General features: G+C 64.8%; 16 protein-coding genes. 3 read left to right on the forward strand and 13 right to left on the reverse strand.

The genetic code is table 11. From position 1 onward, the window contains the following. Window positions 1–73 precede the first annotated feature (73 nt). The 12 genes from SMA01S_RS06510 to SMA01S_RS06565 all read right to left on the reverse strand — a co-directional run bounded on the left by SMA01S_RS06510 (window position 74) and on the right by SMA01S_RS06565 (window position 10866). On the reverse strand, window positions 74–853 hold the full coding sequence (locus SMA01S_RS06510) for a 3-keto-disaccharide hydrolase (RefSeq protein WP_245649183.1): 780 nt from the start codon (window positions 851–853) through the stop codon (window positions 74–76). Window positions 854–909: 56 nt separating this feature from the next. Next, window positions 910–2595: a GMC oxidoreductase gene (locus SMA01S_RS06515; protein ID WP_066819535.1), complete on the reverse strand. Its 1686-nt coding sequence runs from the start codon at window positions 2593–2595 to the stop codon at window positions 910–912. 24 nt (window positions 2596–2619) lie between these two features. Beyond that, a complete protein-coding gene (locus tag SMA01S_RS06520; protein ID WP_066819540.1) occupies window positions 2620–3456 on the reverse strand; it encodes a sugar phosphate isomerase/epimerase family protein in 837 nt (278 codons plus the stop codon). Continuing rightward, window positions 3453–4022: a gluconate 2-dehydrogenase subunit 3 family protein gene (locus SMA01S_RS06525; RefSeq protein WP_066819541.1), complete on the reverse strand. Its 570-nt coding sequence runs from the start codon at window positions 4020–4022 to the stop codon at window positions 3453–3455. Before SMA01S_RS06525 ends, SMA01S_RS06520 begins: the two co-directional genes overlap by 4 nt. 40 nt (window positions 4023–4062) lie before the next feature. After that, window positions 4063–4986, reverse strand: coding sequence for a hydroxypyruvate isomerase family protein (locus SMA01S_RS06530; RefSeq protein WP_066819542.1), 924 nt, complete (start codon window positions 4984–4986; stop codon window positions 4063–4065). 16 nt (window positions 4987–5002) lie between these two features. After that, window positions 5003–5389, reverse strand: coding sequence for a c-type cytochrome (locus SMA01S_RS06535; RefSeq protein WP_066819543.1), 387 nt, complete (start codon window positions 5387–5389; stop codon window positions 5003–5005). Then, window positions 5389–6486, reverse strand: coding sequence for a sugar phosphate isomerase/epimerase family protein (locus SMA01S_RS06540; protein ID WP_066819545.1), 1098 nt, complete (start codon window positions 6484–6486; stop codon window positions 5389–5391). Before SMA01S_RS06540 ends, SMA01S_RS06535 begins: the two co-directional genes overlap by 1 nt. Further along, on the reverse strand, window positions 6483–7622 hold the full coding sequence (locus tag SMA01S_RS06545; protein ID WP_066819547.1) for a Gfo/Idh/MocA family protein: 1140 nt from the start codon (window positions 7620–7622) through the stop codon (window positions 6483–6485). Before SMA01S_RS06545 ends, SMA01S_RS06540 begins: the two co-directional genes overlap by 4 nt. A gap of 20 nt (window positions 7623–7642) precedes the next feature. Then, window positions 7643–8899 carry an MFS transporter gene (locus tag SMA01S_RS06550; RefSeq protein WP_066819551.1) on the reverse strand — a complete coding sequence of 419 codons (1257 nt, stop codon included), beginning with the start codon at window positions 8897–8899 and terminating at the stop codon, window positions 7643–7645. 190 nt (window positions 8900–9089) lie between these two features. Next, the gene (locus tag SMA01S_RS06555) at window positions 9090–10112 is read right to left on the reverse strand and encodes a LacI family DNA-binding transcriptional regulator (RefSeq protein WP_066819554.1); all 1023 of its coding nucleotides are present in this window, start codon (window positions 10110–10112) and stop codon (window positions 9090–9092) included. 167 nt (window positions 10113–10279) lie between these two features. Beyond that, window positions 10280–10585, reverse strand: coding sequence for a type II toxin-antitoxin system RelE/ParE family toxin (locus tag SMA01S_RS06560; RefSeq protein ID WP_066819556.1), 306 nt, complete (start codon window positions 10583–10585; stop codon window positions 10280–10282). Window positions 10586–10605: 20 nt separating this feature from the next. Then, entirely contained in the window at window positions 10606–10866 is a 261-nt protein-coding gene (locus SMA01S_RS06565; protein ID WP_066819558.1) for a type II toxin-antitoxin system ParD family antitoxin, read from the reverse strand. A 206-nt stretch (window positions 10867–11072) separates the two neighbouring features. Here SMA01S_RS06565 and SMA01S_RS06570 point away from each other — a divergent pair, with 206 nt between their 5' ends. Both SMA01S_RS06570 and SMA01S_RS06575 read left to right on the forward strand, forming a co-directional pair. Next, window positions 11073–12431, forward strand: a complete 1359-nt coding sequence (locus tag SMA01S_RS06570) for a UDP-glucose dehydrogenase family protein (protein ID WP_066819559.1) — start codon at window positions 11073–11075, stop codon at window positions 12429–12431. Between the two features lie 11 nt (window positions 12432–12442). Further along, window positions 12443–13585 carry a glycosyltransferase family 4 protein gene (locus SMA01S_RS06575; protein ID WP_084250144.1) on the forward strand — a complete coding sequence of 381 codons (1143 nt, stop codon included), beginning with the start codon at window positions 12443–12445 and terminating at the stop codon, window positions 13583–13585. On the opposite strand, the gene SMA01S_RS06580 is transcribed toward SMA01S_RS06575, so the two are convergent. Then, window positions 13543–13836: a hypothetical protein gene (locus tag SMA01S_RS06580; RefSeq protein ID WP_066819560.1), complete on the reverse strand. Its 294-nt coding sequence runs from the start codon at window positions 13834–13836 to the stop codon at window positions 13543–13545. The two genes, SMA01S_RS06575 and SMA01S_RS06580, sit on opposite strands and share 43 nt — an antisense overlap. Before the next feature lie 185 nt (window positions 13837–14021). On the opposite strand from SMA01S_RS06580, the gene SMA01S_RS06585 reads away from it, so the two are divergent. Further along, complete coding sequence (locus SMA01S_RS06585) at window positions 14022–16223, forward strand: calcium-binding protein (protein WP_169804206.1); 2202 nt, start codon at window positions 14022–14024, stop codon at window positions 16221–16223. The last annotated feature ends 80 nt before the right edge of the window (window positions 16224–16303 follow it).

Consider the following 16303-nt stretch of genomic DNA (forward strand, 5'->3'; position numbering starts at 1 on the left):
GGTGCTCTGGAGCGGTTTCGGCCGGTCGTTCGACACCAGGGAATTGCCGTTTTCTATCGGATCAGCCGCCACCTCAGCCCAGGTCGCGTACCCAGATGTTGCGATAGCTGATCGGCGGGCTGGGATCGCCATGGGCCTGCAGCTTGATCGGCGCGCGATCATACGCCTTGTAGCTCGGCTTGCCGATATAGAGCGTCTCGCCGAGCAACGTGACATGGTTCTGGACCAGCACGCCGTTGATGAAGGCAGTGACATGGGCCGGCGCCTTCAGCGTCCCGTTCGCGTCGAAGGTTGGCTTGTCCCACACGACGTCAATGCTTTGCCACTCGCCCGGCTTGCGCACCGGATTGGCGAGTGGCGGGTATTGTTTATAGATCGCGCCGGCCTGGCCGTTGACATAAGTGTCGTTCTTGTAGCTGTCCAAGATCTGCAGCTCGTAGCCGGTATCCCCCGGGCCGGTTGAGGCCAGGAACAGGCCGCTATTGCCGCGGGCCTGCCCCGTGCCGGTGACATTGGTGGGGATGCGATATTCGAGGTGAAGCTGGTAGCTGCCGAAGGATTTACGGGTCTGGATGTTGCCCTTGTCCTTCGCCACGGTGACGATGCCATCCGCGACCGTCCAGCCCGCCGCGGCGCCGTCCTTCACGTTCACCCATTGGTCGAGCGACTTGCCGTCGAACAGGACGATCGCGTCGGACGGCGGCGATGCCGTCTCGCTCTTGCCGGGGGTCACCACCGGCACGGCGGGGGACCAGACCTCCGTGTCTTCCGGCTTCGGCTTGGCGTCCTGCGCCATGGCGGCAAACGGGGCCATGACCAGCAACAGGCTCGTGCCCCGCAGGATCGATTTCATCGCACTCATCCTTTCGATAGGGTCTCGGTCAGCGGACCGCCACGGCGCCGCGCAGCTCAAGCCAGGGCGCCGGCATGCAGCTGCTTCACCGCATGGTCCACTGCCCGGCACGTCAGCGCCATGAAGGTCAGCGACGGATTGACGCAGGAGATCGAGTTCATCTGCGAACCGTCGGTCACGAACAGATTGGGCGCCTCATGCGCCTGGTTCCACTTGTTGAGCACCGAGGTGCGCGGATCGTTGCCCATCCGTGCACCGCCCATTTCGTGGATCGCCTCGCCGGGAACATGCTCGGACTCGCCGCTGGTCACGTTGACCAGGCCTGCCTGGCGCAACATCATCTCACCCTGTGCGCGGGCATCCGCCATCATGCGCAGCTCATTGTCCCGGAACGTCACGTCGAAGCGCAATTGCGGGATGCCGAAACGGTCGACCCTGGTAGGATGCAGCGAGACGCGATTGTCCTCATAGGGCAGGCATTCGCCAAACGCACCGATCGAGAATTTCCACGGATCGTAGCGGCGCATGCCTTCCTTCATCGCGGCGCCGAAGCCGACCGGCTTGGACGGGCTTCGGCTTGCGCCGCCCTGATAGCCATAGCCGCGCTTGAAGCCGACGCCGTCATCGGTGCCGACGTTGCGGAAACGGGGAATGTAAATCGCCCCGGGTCGGCGGCCATATTCGATATATTCCGTCATGCCCGGCACCTCGCCCGTGATGTGCGTGCGGAAGATGTGATCCATGACGTAGCGGCCGAGCGTGCCGCTCGTGTCGAAATAGCTTTTATCCGTTCCCGGCGCGCGGCTGTTCATCAGGATCTGGACCGACGCCATCGCGGACGCGCACAGGAAGACGAGGGGGGCCTCCACCACTTCGGCTTGGCCGGTTTTCGCATCGACGAAGCGGACGCCGGTCACGCGCTTGCGCTTGGGATCATATTCCAGGTTCGACACGACCGCATCGGATCGGATGGTGAGACGGCCGGTCGCACGCGCCGCCGGCAGCGTGACGGCCTGGGTCGAGAAATAGGCGCCGAACGAGCAGCCGTTGGAGCATTGGTCGCGGAACTGGCATTTGCTGCGATTCTGCTCGGGTTTGTCCTCGGTCATGTTCGAGAGCCGAGCGTTGATCAGCTTTCGGCCGGGGAACGCGCCTTCCAACCGGCCCTTCACCCACTTCTCGGCGACGTTCATCGGCATCGGCGGCTGGAACTCGCTGTCGGGCAGATAGGGAAGGTTCTCGCGCGAGCCGGAGACGCCGATATATTTCTCGACATAGGAATACCAGGGCGCGACGTCGTCATAGCGGATCGGCCAGTCGCCGCCGATCCCCTCGCGCTTGTTCGCCTCGAAGTCCGCCGGACTCCAGCGGAAGCACCAGCGGCCCCAGATCAGCGACTTGCCGCCGACCGCCGCCGGCCGGATCCAACGGAATTTGCTACCCTCGTCGGTGACGTAAGGGTTCAGCCGGTCGTCATTGTAGAATTGCAGATTGCTGGTCGACAAATAGCCGTACTTGGCGATGAAAAAGTCGCTCTCCACGATTGCCTTGGGGACCTCGCCTCGTGCCGGGAGCTCGAAGGCCGGCTTGCCGTCATAGGGATAGCCTTCCTGATGCTCGACCATGAAGCCGCGGTCGATCATCAAGACGCGGAGGCCCTTCTCGGTCAGTTCCTTTGCGGCGAACCCGCCGCTGATCCCGGAACCGATGACGATCGCGTCGAACTTGTTGGTGGATGCCATGGGTAGATGCCTTGAAGAAGGGGATCAGAAGCGCAGCGCGCGCAGATTCCTGAAGCTGGTGGTGATGTCCGGCAAATAGGGGGCCGGCGCTTCGTCATTCTCGACATAGAAATGGCGGACGCCCGATGCCCCGGGCAGCTTGAACAGCCCCGCAAAATCGATCGTGCCGGTGCCGACGGCGGTCATCTTCTTGTCCGCCCGCATGTCCTTGACGTGGAAGGCGTAGAGACGGCTGCCGAGCCGGGTGATGAGCTTGCCGGCATCCTCGCCCGCGTGAACGGCCCAATAGAGGTCCAGCTCCAGCTTCACCAACGACGGGTCGGTGCCTCCGACCAGGCGATCGTAGAGCGAGGTGCCCCCGAAGCGCGTGGTGAACTCGAAATCGTGATTGTGGTAGGCGAGGCCGAGGCCCGCCTCGCGCGCCTGCTTCGCGAACCGGTTGACGTTCTCCACCACGCCGCCGAACCCCGTATCGGTGCGAAGCTCGGGGGGCAGCCAGGGCATGACGATCGTATCGGCGCCCAGCGTCTTCGCCATCTTCACGGCATCGGCGAATTTGGTCAGCAGCACGTCATAGGACACGTGAAGCGACGGCGCGGACAGCTGCAGCCGGTCCATCGTCCGGCGCAGCAGCGCGTGGTCCATGCTGTCGTAATTGCCGCCGCCGAACTCGACCTCGCGATAGCCGATACGGGCGACCTTCTCGAGCGTCCCGACCGGGTCGCTCTGGAAGATTTCGCGTACCGTATAGAGCTGCAACCCGACCTTGCGGACCTGCGCGGCGCGCGCGAGACCCGAGATGCTGCTTGCCGCCATTATCGTGCCCATGCTCGCAACGAAGGTGCGTCGATCGATCGTCATGCCGTGTAGACCTTGTTGACGTTGGAATAGAGATAGTCGCCGTGATATTCGCCGGGGACGGGCAGATATTCCTGCTCCTGCGTCATCCCGATCTCGGACGTGTAATATCCGGTGATCACGAGCTGCCGGAACGCCGCGAAGAAGGGAGCGCCGTCCGCGAATTGCGCATTCATCGCGGCGGTGAGCAGCGCGTCGAGTTGCTCGGGCGTCGCCTGGGCAGTCGGCACCTTATAGTCCTGAAGACATTTGGCCTCGGTCGCGTCGAGCCCGGCGAGGATCGGAATCCTCTCCTGGGGAAGCGCCCAATCGGCGAGCAGCTTTTCGATATAGTCGGGCACGCCCGCCTTGATCGCGCCGGGCGTGTCGGTGGTCGGAATGACGCGTTCGCTCAGCTGCGTCATCAGCGCGCGTTGCGGCGCGGTGAAGACCTGCACGCTTGGCGGTCCTTCGCTGATGACGGGACGCTGGTCCTTGCCGACGAGCCCTGCCGCGCGCGCGATCGGCGCGAACAGCGGGGCGCCGAACAAGGCGGCCATGCCGGCAAGGGCGGTTCTACGGTCTATCATTGTGGGCCTCCGGGCCGATGCGAGATCTGGGTGTCGCTCTTCATGCCGCGTCGATCTCCCGATAGGCGGCGATCAGCCGGTTCTCACCCGCGCGTCCGGCGAGCGAGTTGCCATGCTCCATGCCGATCACGCCGTCATACCGCCGGCCCTTCAGCCAGCGGACGATGTTGTGGTGGTTGATCTCGCCGGTGCTTGGCTCCAGCCGGCCCGGATTGTCGCCGAACTGGATATAGGCGATCTCGCTCCAGCAGGTTTCGAGCGTCGGGATCAAATTCCCCGCCTGGATCTGGGCATGATAGAGATCGGCGAGGACCTTGACCGCCGGATTGGCGACGCCCGTGGCGATCGCATAACCCTGCGGGATCGTGCGCATGAAGATGTTGGGGTGGTTGGTGATCGTGTTGAGCGGCTCCATTACCAGGATCAGCCCGTTTTGCGCGGCGATATCGCCCGCGCGCCGCATCACTTCGATGATCCGCGCCGTCTGAATGTCGACCGGCACCTTCGGGTCCATGAAGCCGGTGACGACGGTCATCCACTTCGCATCGAGCCGCTTGGCGACATCGACGGAGCGGCGAATGTCGGCAAGCATGGCATCCTGCTCGGCGCGGTCGCCCGAGCCCAGCAGCGGCCGATACTGACCCCATTTCGGCATGCTCGCGACCAGCACGCCCATCGTCATGCCGCGCTGCCGCAGCGCCTTGCCCATGGCTTCCTGCTCGGCGACGGGACGCGCGGCGGCCTCATTGTCCTCCCAGGCGGTGAAGCCCTGATCGGCGGCGTAAGCGATCTGCTCGATCAGGCCGCCCCGGCTGGCGAAGCTGCCTTCGTGGGGCGCGAACTTGAGGGCGAAGCGCGCGGCGTTTCGCGATGTCCCGGCCGCACGCGCATAGCTTGCCGCGCCGAGCCCCGCCAGGGTGCCGGCCAGGACGGTACGGCGGGAGGGTGTCAGTGGTCGCGGCATCTTTTCTATCCTCCGCCTATTTGGCCGTTGCCGTCGTCAGATAGGCGATCACCGCAGCGCGCTTCGCCGGATCGGAGACGCTGATCGGCATCTTCGTCCCGGGAACCTTCTTCATCGGTGCGGCCAGGAATTGGTCGAGCGTCTTGGCATCCCATGTCAGGCCCGAACCCTTCATCGCGGCCGAATAGCTGAAGCCCGGAACGGACCCGGCACGCCGGCCGATCAGGCCCGAGAGATTGGGGCCGATCCCGTTGCGGCCGCCCTTGGTGACCGTATGACACGCCGTGCACATGCCGAAGGCCTGGGCACCCGCCGGGGCGCTTTGCGCGCCGGACGGTACCGCGAAGACCGCGATGGCCGCCATCAGGGCAGGGGCAGCGGCCAGGCTGTAGATCGACTTCATCAATGCTCTCCTGGAGATATGGTCCCGGTGACGTCCGCCGCTTGCGGATCGAGGCCCATCAGCGCGCGATTGGCGCTTCGATCGGTACCGCTCGAGGCGAAATCATCGAAGGCATGGGGCGTGACCCGGATGATATGGTTCTTGATGAAGGGCGCACCCTCGCGCGCGCCGTCTTCGGGATGCTTGAGCGCGCATTCCCATTCGAGCACCGCCCAACCCGCAAAGTCATAGGCCGCCATTTTCGAGAAGATCGCGCCGAAGTCGATCTGGCCGTCGCCCAGCGAGCGAAAGCGGCCGGGGCGGTCCACCCAATTCTGATAGCCGCCATAGACGCCGGATCGCCCGTTCGGCCGGAACTCCGCATCCTTGACGTGGAAGCAGCTGATCCGCTCATGATAGATGTCGAGAAAGGCGAGATAGTCGAGTTGCTGCAGCACGAAATGGCTGGGATCGTAGAGGATCCGAGCGCGCGGATGCTGGTCGACGGTGTCGAGGAATCGCTCGAAGGTCACGCCGTCGTGCAGATCCTCGCCCGGATGGATCTCGAAGGCGCAATCGACGCCGCAATCCTCGAATGTGTCGAGGATCGGCCGCCAGCGCTTGCCGAGTTCGGCGAACGCCTCGTCGATCAGCCCGGCCGGGCGTTGCGGCCAGGGATAGAAATAGGGCCAGGCCAGCGCGCCCGAGAAGGTCGCGTGCGCGTCGAGCCCCAGCCGTTGGCTGGCCCGCGCGGCGAGCTTCACCTGCTCGACCGCCCAGGCCTGGCGCTCGGCCGGCTTGCCGCGCACCTGCTCGGCGGCGAACCCATCGAACAGACTGTCATAGGCGGGATGGACCGCCACCAGCTGGCCCTGAAGATGGGTGGAAAGCTCGCTCGCCACGATGCCGTGCTTGTCGAGCGTGGCGCGGAGATCGTCGCAATAGGTCTGGCTCTCCGCCGCCGTCGCGAGGTCGATCAATTGCGGCGTGCAGGGGATCTGGACCGCCACGAATCCAAGCCCGGCAGCCCATTCCGCCAGATGATCCAGCGTGTCGAACGGCGGTTGATCGGACAGGAACTGGGCCAGGAAGATGCCGGGCCCCTTGATCGTCTTCATCGTGCATCTCCGGGGACGGACATCCAGGCGCGGGCTTCGTTCGAGCGGATCGCGCAATCGATGAAGCGTGCGGACCGCAGGCCGTCGTCGATGCCGGGCAGGAGACCTTTCCTGTCGTCCGCGCCGTCGATCATGTCGGCAAAATCCCGGTAGAGCGTCGCAAATGCCTCGATGAAACCCTCCGGATGTCCGCTCGGCAACCGGGTTGCCCCTTGCGCAGCCGAATGCAGGCCCGGCCCTCCGGCATGGATGATCTCGGTCCGCGAGTCCGGCCAGCGCAGGATCAGGTCGCCTGGCGCGTCATGGCACCATTCGAGGCCGCCTTTCTCGCCATAGATGCGCAGGCGCAGCCCGTTGCGTTCTCCCGTCGCGATTTGCGAGGCGGTCAGGACGCCGGGCACGCCGCCCGCAAAGTGCAACAGGACGTTGCAGTCGTCGTCGAGCTGCCGCCCTGCGACCACGCGGGGAAGGTCCGCGATCAGCTCCATGGCGCGCAGGCCGCTGACATATTCGGCGAGCTGGAAGGCGTGGACGCCGATATCGCCGATGGCGCCGCCCGTGCCGGCGCGGGCGGGATCCGTTCGCCAACTCGCCTGGAGATTGTCGCCTTCGATGCGCTCGGACAGCCACCCTTGCGGATAGTCGACCATGATCTTGCGGACCCGGCCGATCGCACCGTCGGCGATCCGCGCCCGTGCCTCGCGGATCATCGCATAGCCGGTATAGGTATAGGTGAGCGCGAAGGGGCGGCCCGATCGCGCGACGATAGGGGCCAGCGCCTCGGCCTCGGCCAGGGTGGCGGTCATGGGCTTGTCGCAGATCACCGGGAGACCGGCTTCCAGCGCCGCCTTGGCGATCGCGAAATGGCTGTCGTTCGGCGTCGCGATAGCGATCGCCTGCACGCCGTCGTCGCGTCCGCGCTCGCCCGCGATCAAGCCCTCGATGCCGTCATAGGCCCGTCCCTCCGGGATGCCCCATCGAGCAGCCTGCTGGCGAGACTTCTCCAGTGTCCGGCTGAAGGCGCCGGCGGCCAGTACGAAGCGCGCGTCGAGGCAAGCGGCCATGCGATGCACCGGGCCGATGAAGCTGCCCGGGCCGCCGCCGACCAATCCGAGCCTGAGAATATTCTGGGTCATCGAAAATCCGTCCCGGACCGTCAGGGGAGCACGGGCGCGGCCGCGCCGGACTGCTCGTCCTGCGGCGGAGCCAGCTTCTCGCGGAAGGCGAGGGCGAAGAGGACCATCGCGACGAAGGCGATCACCGCCGGCACCATCCAGATCGCGCGCCAATCATGGCTGCCGTCGGAATTGGCATGCATGCCGTAGACGACGCCGGCAATGTTGGAGCCGATCACGATGCCGATGCCCTGGGTGATCAGGTTGAAGAAGGATTGCGCGCGGGATCGAGCCTCGGCGTCGAACTTGCGATCGACATAGATCTGCCCCGACACGATCAGGAAGTCGTAGCAGATGCCGTGGATGATGATGCCGAGCAGCACCATCGGCATGATCGCGGTCGAGCCCTGGTAGCCGAATCCGAACAACAGGAAGCGAACCGCCCAGGCGCCCATTCCGACCACCAGCACCCATTTGATGCCCAGCCGGAGGAGCACGAACGGCAGGCTGACCAGGATCAGCGATTCGAAGATCTGCCCCGCGGTCTGGATGCCGGTCGCTTCGATCCGCGTCCCGAACAATGTCAGGTGCAGGTCCTTGTCGGCGAAGAAGGTGTTGCCATAGGCATCGTAGAAGCTTCTCGGCGTCATCAGCGCCAGGGTGCAGGCGATGAAGATCCAGAATGCCGCCTCGCGATGACGCAGGATGACGTCCAGTCCCAGCACCGCCGAAGGGCTGACGATCCGCCCGCGGGCGCGCGGCGGCGTGTTCGGCAGGGTGAGGGCATAGAGCCCCAGCGCGATATAGACGATCGCCGCCATCCGCATCGGCAGAGCGGTTTGCGCCGCTCCGGCGATAACGCCGACCAGCAGGCCCGCCACGATCCAGCCGATCGTGCCCCACACCCGGACGCCCGGAAATTCCTTGGCGATGTCGGTCATCGAGTTGAAGGCGATCGCCGTCGCGAGCGGGATGGTCGATGCGTAGAACAGGAAATGGAGCAGGCAGCCGAACAGGAAGAGCGATGGCGAGGTCTGGATCGTGGACACCCAGAAGAGCGCGACGCCCGCGCAGATCGAGAGGATGCTCAACAGCTTCTCGGCCGCCATGAAGCGGTCCGCGATCATCCCGACGAACAAAGTGGAGGCGATCGTCGCTATGCCGACCATGCCATAAGCAGCGCCGATGATCGTGTCGAAATGCAGGCCCTTGCTCATATAGGTGCTGAGCGGAACGAGCCAGACGCCCCACGCGAAATATTGCGCGAACATCATGACCGACAGCCGCAATTTGACCATGTGCCGCACCCCTTCAGAGCCAAGGCATGACCTTGGCGGACCTCTCACCCGGCAGGAAACTGGCGATTAGAGAAAAACGCCACCCGATACCGTCACTTGCCTCGATCTTCGCCGAGTCCTCGATCGGCTAAAACAATCATGAGATCGATCTCATTGCAAGCGCAAATCGACGAAAATCGGACGCGTCGAGTCAGGAAATCGGCGATTGCCTGGGGACAGGCCCCATGCTTTGCCGGGCGACGATCTCATAGGGCAGCGTGGCATAGACCGGCTGGGTCTGCCGACCGCTCAATATGTCGAGCAGGAGTTCGACCGTTTTCCGGCCGATTTCCGCCATCGGTTGGCGCACGGTGGCGAGCGGGGGGTCGACATAACGCGCCATCTGGATGTCGTCGAAGCCGACGACCGACATATCGCCCGGGCAGGAAATGCCGGCGGACCGCGCCGCCGCCAATGTCCCGATCGCCATCTCGTCGCTGAAGCAGAAAATGGCGGTGGGGCGTGGCGCGCGCGAAAACAGAGCCATCGCCGCGCGACGACCGGATTCGATGGAGAAGTCGCCATTCTCGATCACGAGGTGGGCGGCCAGGCCCTGATCCTCCGCCGCCTTCTGCGCGCCGGCCAGGCGATCCCGGGTCAGCGGACTGTCGGCGGGTCCGATGATGACCGCGACGTCGCGATGGCCCAGTCGATAGAGCGATTGCATGACATCATAGCCCGCACCCGCATTGTCGATATGGGCGCTCGACACGCCAAGCGATGGCGTGAACTCGCAGCCGTTGACGATCGGCGCCCGGCTGCCGTCGCGTTCGAGGATGGTCGCCAGGACCGTGGGCAGGCGGTGCCCGAGGAAGATGATGCCGTCCGCCTCTCGGCGATTGAGCATGTCGGCATATTGTTCCTCGCGCTCGCGCTCGTTGCGCGTATCGCCCAGCAGGACCGCATAGCCCGCTTTCTGCGCCGCTTCCTCGACGCCGCGGATGACGCGCGAGAAGAAGGGATTGGAGATATCCGGGACGGTCACGATGATCCGGCCGGTGCGAGTGGTGCGCAGGCTCGCCGCCACCGAATTGCGGCTATAGCCAAGCTCCTGCACCGCCTTCAGGACCCGGTGCCGCGTGGCCTCCGCGACCAACTCAGGCGCCGACAACACGCGGGCGGCCGTTGCTCTCGAGACGCCGGCGGCCTGCGCGACGTCGCGAATGGTCGTCATTGTAGGAAAATGTCGGGGGCGATGGCCGCAGCGCGACTATCTGGGTGGGCGATGAGCGGTCCGTGACAACGCATCGCCATACATTTGCGATCGGTCATCCGATTGACAAGCCCTCTTCGCAGCGGCCGCCAGACGCGGGATGCTTTGAATGCCCCCTTCGAGACACATCAGTCCTCTCTCAACAAGGTCTCGAAATCCCGCCCACCATAGAAAATGCCGATGACGACCACGTCGCGCTCTTCAACCACGAATGCTATTGTTACCCGGCGTCGCCAAGCCAGTGTACGCATTCCCGGTCGCAGATCGTCCCGCGGCGTTCCTCGCTCGGGAAATTCGCTCAACGTGGCGATATGGTCGAGAATCCCGTCCGCAAACCGCATCGCGATCTCGGCGTCGGCCGCCGATGCAATGTAGCTGTGCAGATGGTCTAGTTGGTCGCGCGCCTCGGGCGTAAAGACAATGTGGTGGGCCACCCTCGGTCAGAAGGCCGCAATCAGACGTCGCGTTTACCGATTGATGCGCGAACGTCGTCCAGGGACATTCCGCGAGAGGGATCGGCGCGATAGGCATCATAGGCAGGCAAAGCCTGTTGTCGGAGCCAGTCATCCAATGCGCGCTCGCGCGCATTCAACGCTCGCAGACCTTCGCGGATAACTTCGCTCTCGCTGGCATATTCGCCCGATGCGACCTTGGCACGGACAAGAGCCGCCATCTCGTTGGGCAATGTCACACTGAACTGTTGGGTCGAACGCATGGCGAGGTCCTTTCCAGTAGGATTTAATCCTACTCAGCCGGAAGTTCAATCAGCGTCAGATGGACGCCTAGGGCAAATAGCCGGGACGGCGTGATCGAGGTTTTGTGCGCCAACCGACCTCATACACCGTTCGTCGTCTGACCGTTGACGCCGGCGCACTCCCCTTCGCATGTGCAGCATATCGTTAAGAAGAGGCGAGAAAGCTGATGCGCATCGTGATGATCGGTTCGGGCTATGTGGGACTTGTCTCGGGCGCGTGCTTCGCCGATTTCGGCCATGACGTCGTCTGTGTCGACAGCGACGAGGCGAAGATCGCCAAGCTGAAGGCTGGCGGAATCCCGATCTATGAGCCCGGGCTCGACCGGCTCGTCGCCAAGAACGTTGCCGCAGGCCGGCTGTCGTTCACGACCGAACTCGCCGCGCCGGTGGCCGCTGCCGATGTCGTGTTCATCGGCGTCGGCACGCCCACCCGACGTGGCGATGGCCATGCCGATTTGTCCTATGTTTATGCTGCGGCGCACGAGATCGCGCGGGCGCTCGATGGCTTCACCGTGATCGTCACCAAATCGACGGTTCCGGTCGGCACCGGCGACGAAGTGGAGCGCATCATCCGCGAGGCCAACCCGGACGCCGATTTCGCCGTAGCCTCCAATCCCGAGTTCCTGCGCGAGGGCGCCGCGATCGAGGACTTCAAGCGCCCCGACCGCATCGTCGTCGGTATCGAGGACGAGCGCGCCCGCGCGCCGATGGAGGCGGTCTATCGTCCGCTCTATCTCAACAAGTCGCCGCTGCTGTTCACCCGCCGTCGCACCAGCGAGCTGATCAAATATGCCGCCAACGCGTTTCTCGCGATGAAGATCACCTTCATCAACGAGATTGCTGACCTGTGCGAGAAAGTGGGGGCGGACGTTCAGGACGTCGCGCGGGGCATCGGCCTCGACAACCGGATCGGCGGGAAGTTCCTCCATGCCGGCCCCGGCTATGGCGGATCGTGCTTCCCCAAGGATACGCTGGCGCTGGTCAAGACTGCCCAGGATCACGACAGCCCGTTGCGGCTGATCGAGACGACCGTCGCGGTCAACGACGTCCGCAAGCGCGCAATGGCGCGAAAGGTGATCGCGGCGGCCGGCGGCGACGTGCGCGGCAAGACCATCGGCGTGCTCGGCCTGACCTTCAAGCCCAACACGGACGACATGCGCGACGCGCCCGCAATCGCGATCGTCCAGGCGTTGCGGGATGCCGGTGCGAGCGTGCGCGCTTATGATCCGGAAGGGATGGCGGCGGCGGCGCCGCTGCTGGGCGAAATAGCCTATACGGATTCCGCCTATGCCGTGGCGGAAGGCGCGTCGGCGATCGTCATCGTCACCGAATGGGATGCCTTCCGCGCGCTCGACTTCGCGCGGTTGAAGGCAGTGATGGCGGCGCCGGTGCTGGTCGACCTGCGCAACATCTACCGCGCCGACGATCTCACCGCAGCGGGCTTCATCTATCGCAGTGTCGGACGGCCCGGCGATGGCGAGCCAGTGATCCATCCCGAGGCGATCAAAATCCCCGAGTTGCAATAGGAGCGCCGGACATGGCCTCCACCACGCCGCCGATCTGTGTCACCGGACTGCGGGGCTTTCCCGACGTGATGGGCGGCATCGAAAGCCACTGCGAAGAGTTGCTGCCCCGCATTGCGGCACTCGCGCCCGAACAGCCGATCGTCGTACTCGGCCGCGCGCCCTATTTACCGGAGCGGCGGCGAACGTGGCGCGGTGTCGAGATCGTCGGACTGCGCTGTCCACAATCGAAGCATTTCGAGACGATCCTTTCGACATTGTTCGCGATAGTCGCCGCCAAGCGGCGCGGCGCGGAAGTGCTCCACATCCATGCGATCGGGCCCGCGATCCTGACTCCGCTCGCGCGGCTGCTGGGACTGCGTGTGGTCGTGACTCATCACGGCACCGACTATGATCGCGCCAAATGGGGCCGGTTCGCAAAAGCCGTATTGCGGGCGGGCGAGCGTGCGGCGCTCGGCTGGGCGGACCAGATCGTTGCGATCTCGCCATCGCTTGCCGAGCAGTTGCGGCTGGCCTTTCCGCGAAAGGCCAACGCGATCCACTATATTCCCAACGGTGCGCCCGAATTGTTCGCGGCTGGCGATGCCAACGAGATACTTTCGGGGCTCGGGATCGGCGACGCACCTTTCCTGCTCGCGGTCGGGCGGCTGGTGCCGGAAAAGGGTCTCCACGACCTGATCGCCGCGCACCGCACATCGCGCACGGGGTACAAATTGGTAATCGTCGGCGGCGCGGATCACGACAGTCCCTATGCCCGCGACCTGGTCGCCGAAGCGGGACCGGATGTGATCTTCGCGGGCGTGCAATCGCGCAACGTGCTCGCGACACTCTATCGCCGGGCGGCGATGTTCGTGATGCCGTCCTATCACGAGGGCCTGCCGATCGCCGCGCTCGAGGCCGCGGGCGAGGGCGCGGCGATGGTGCTGAGCGACATTCCCGCCAACCGCGATATCGGCTTGCCTGCGGCGAACTATTTTCCGGTGGGCAACGTCGATCGTCTCGCTTCTATGCTGACGGCCGATCCCGCCTCGCTGCGCGCCGACGCAAACGCGGTACGCACGCGCTTCTCCTGGGACAAGGCCGCGGTGGAGACGCTCGGCCTGTATCGCGCGCTTCAGCCCGAACGGTCACGCACGATCCGGCCAAGCGCGGCCTGAAGCGCGCGCGCGTCGCGCGGATCGGGCCTGCCCGAAACCTGAAGCCCCGCGCGCTCGACAGTGATCCGGCCGGTCAGCGGGCGCCACGCCCCCGCAGTCCACGTCCAGCTGCGGAACCGCCACACGCCGGCGCCTTCCTGCGCGATATGAAAAGGCGGGCGCGACGGATCGGATGGCGTTATCGCGCCGAGCGACCCTGCCGGCACCGCCGCGAGCGCACCGCCCAACAGGCTGCGTCTCGAGAAGTCCATCGCGCGTCTCCTTCATGCTTAGCGACCCGCTAATAATGCCTGTTGAGCCTTTGAGCACGCGCGCCATGGCAGACAGAGCCTCGCAAGCGGCGGACTGAAGCGGCCGAGGGCCGAGCGTTCCGCATTTCGTAAAATCTGGAAAGGGTGGCGCGATGCGCGGTGCCCGGTCGCAATGCGGGTGGGCTATGGGTACGCGTTACATTTCGCCGACCGGGGCAGGAGACAAATCCGGATCGAGTTTGGAAAACGCCGCGCCGATCGGGGCGCTCGATGCTCAGATCGTCAAGGCCGGCGCGGGCGGCGAAGTACTGCTGATCGCCGACGCTGGCACCTACCAGATTGCGGGGACCATTCCCGTTTCGCACGGCGGCGCGGACGGCCTGCCGGTCACGATCCGTGGCATCGACCATCTCGGCAATGCCATGGCGGCGCAGTTCAACGGGACCCGCCCTGCCGATTGGCACGCCGGGGACGCGGCCGGGAACGAGCTGTTCAAGATGGGCAGCGGCGCGAACCACCTGTCGTTTCAGGATATCGACGTCAGCAATGTCGGGACTGCCTTCCGGGCCAGCGCGGACATCGCCGACGTCACGATCCAGCACGTCGATGTCCACAACGCCCGACGCTTTTTCGAGGACCTGGCGAGCAGCGGCACCGCATCGATCACCGGCCTCACGATTCGCGATGTCGCGGTCACCGGCTTCTCGCGCGAGGCGATCCGGCTGCAATATGACACGCATGGCGTCCTGATCGAGAACGTCCGCGGCGACATGGCGGGCGAGGTCGGCGACGATCTGCCCGAGGGTATCCATCTCGACGGTACGGTCCACGATGTCGTGATCCGCGACACGACGATGGCCAATGTCCAAAGCGTCGGCAGCGGCAGCACCTATCTGAACGGCGACGGCTTCGCGACTGAACGCGGAGTCTACAGTGTGCGGTTCGAAAATACCGTCGCCACTGGCAATAGCGACGGCGGCTATGACCTGAAATCCACCGACACCGTGCTGGTCGGCGCGGTCGCGTCGGAGAATGCGCGCAACTATCGGCTCTGGGGCGACATCACGATGTCCCACTCGGTTGGGCTGAATCCGGTCTGGCGCGGCGGATCGTCCGAGCAGAACCAGGGCTGGATCGCGGCCGGCGCGCATGTCACGATCATCGACGGCACTTTCACCGATGCCGGATCGCGCACCAAGGTCTTCTCGTCCGAAGGTACGCTGCTGCTCGACGGGGTGCAGGTCGTCCATGCGGCGGACTCGATCCTGATGACCTCCGATACCTTGCTCGCCCTGGAGGGGCTGCCGACGCTTACGGAAAGCGTCGTCGCGTCGGCTGGCGGCAATTCGGCGGGGTGGTCGACCAGCGATCCGGCAACTGCGACGCCGATCGGCGCTGCGGTCTACGTCGTATCCACGGATCACTTCGTCGGGACGGCCGCTAACGACCATTATTTCATCGATTCTTCGAAGGATACGATCGCCGAATCGGCATCGGTCGGCACGGATCACGTCGCGACGACGCTCGATAAATACGCGCTTGGCCCTAATCTGGAGAACTTGACCCATATCGGCCTCGGCGATTTCGCCGGCACCGGCAATGCGCTCGCCAACATCATCACCGGCGGGATCGGTCACGACATACTGCTGGGACTTGACGGCAACGACACGCTGAATGGCGGTGGCGGCGACGATTCGCTCCAGGGCGGCAACGGCAGCGATGCGCTGAACGGCGGCGATGGCAACGACATGCTGCTAGGCGGGTGGCAGCCCGATACGCTCGACGGCGGCACCGGCGATGATCGCCTGATCGGCGACATCAATTGGCTGAGCACGACCGGCGCGCGCGATATACTTCGCGGCGGCGACGGCAGCGACCTGCTGTTCGGCGACGCTGAGACGATGAGCGGCACCGCGCATGGTGGGGTCGACAATCTGTCGGGCGGCACCGGCAACGACGTTCTTTACGGCGATGCCCTCACGATGACCGGCACCTCGGTCGGTGGGGGCGACACGCTGTACGGCAATGACGGCGACGACGTGCTGTACGGCGACGGCGCCATCATGGCGGTCGGCGTCGTCGGAGGGGACGACCGGATCGACGGCGGCGCGGGCAATGACGTGCTCATCGGCGGCGGCGGCCACGACACTCTGATCGGCGGCGCCGGTGCCGATCACTTCGTCTTCGCGCCCGGATCGGGAAAGGACGACATTCTCGATTTCTCGTCCGCCCAGGGTGATCGGATCGATCTGTCGGGATTCGGCGCCGCGGCTGGAAACTACACGACGACGCTCACGGCTGACGGACTCTCGATTCATGTCGGCGCGAGCACGATCGTCTTGCACGACGTCGTCGCGCTCCATCCCTATGATCTCATCCTCATGTAGCGACGGGCCGCCCGCTCCCAGCGACGGGCAACCCCCGGAATGGTGCATCGCAGCAGACGCGCATGCTATGCTTCCTGACG

The sequence above is a fragment of the Sphingomonas mali NBRC 15500 genome, from assembly GCF_001598415.1.
Taxonomy (GTDB): Bacteria; Pseudomonadota; Alphaproteobacteria; order Sphingomonadales; family Sphingomonadaceae; genus Sphingomonas; species Sphingomonas mali.

Bases quoted from the DNA above. Each gene is read 5' to 3' on its own strand.
- SMA01S_RS06525 (WP_066819541.1), bottom strand. From the start codon at position 4,022: ATGATAGACCGTAGAACCGCCCTTGCCGGCATGGCCGCCTTGTTCGGC.
- SMA01S_RS06530 (WP_066819542.1), bottom strand. From the start codon at position 4,986: ATGCCGCGACCACTGACACCCTCCCGCCGTACCGTCCTGGCCGGCACC.
- SMA01S_RS06520 (WP_066819540.1), bottom strand. From the start codon at position 3,456: ATGACGATCGATCGACGCACCTTCGTTGCGAGCATGGGCACGATAATG.
- SMA01S_RS06535 (WP_066819543.1), bottom strand. From the start codon at position 5,389: ATGAAGTCGATCTACAGCCTGGCCGCTGCCCCTGCCCTGATGGCGGCC.
- SMA01S_RS06540 (WP_066819545.1), bottom strand. From the start codon at position 6,486: ATGAAGACGATCAAGGGGCCCGGCATCTTCCTGGCCCAGTTCCTGTCC.
- SMA01S_RS06550 (WP_066819551.1), bottom strand. From the start codon at position 8,899: ATGGTCAAATTGCGGCTGTCGGTCATGATGTTCGCGCAATATTTCGCG.
- SMA01S_RS06580 (WP_066819560.1), bottom strand. From the start codon at position 13,836: ATGGACTTCTCGAGACGCAGCCTGTTGGGCGGTGCGCTCGCGGCGGTG.
- SMA01S_RS06510 (WP_245649183.1), bottom strand. From the start codon at position 853: ATGAAATCGATCCTGCGGGGCACGAGCCTGTTGCTGGTCATGGCCCCG.
- SMA01S_RS06515 (WP_066819535.1), bottom strand. From the start codon at position 2,595: ATGGCATCCACCAACAAGTTCGACGCGATCGTCATCGGTTCCGGGATC.
- SMA01S_RS06575 (WP_084250144.1), top strand. From the start codon at position 12,443: ATGGCCTCCACCACGCCGCCGATCTGTGTCACCGGACTGCGGGGCTTT.
- SMA01S_RS06555 (WP_066819554.1), bottom strand. From the start codon at position 10,112: ATGACGACCATTCGCGACGTCGCGCAGGCCGCCGGCGTCTCGAGAGCA.
- SMA01S_RS06565 (WP_066819558.1), bottom strand. From the start codon at position 10,866: ATGCGTTCGACCCAACAGTTCAGTGTGACATTGCCCAACGAGATGGCG.
- SMA01S_RS06570 (WP_066819559.1), top strand. From the start codon at position 11,073: ATGCGCATCGTGATGATCGGTTCGGGCTATGTGGGACTTGTCTCGGGC.
- SMA01S_RS06545 (WP_066819547.1), bottom strand. From the start codon at position 7,622: ATGACCCAGAATATTCTCAGGCTCGGATTGGTCGGCGGCGGCCCGGGC.
- SMA01S_RS06585 (WP_169804206.1), top strand. From the start codon at position 14,022: ATGGGTACGCGTTACATTTCGCCGACCGGGGCAGGAGACAAATCCGGA.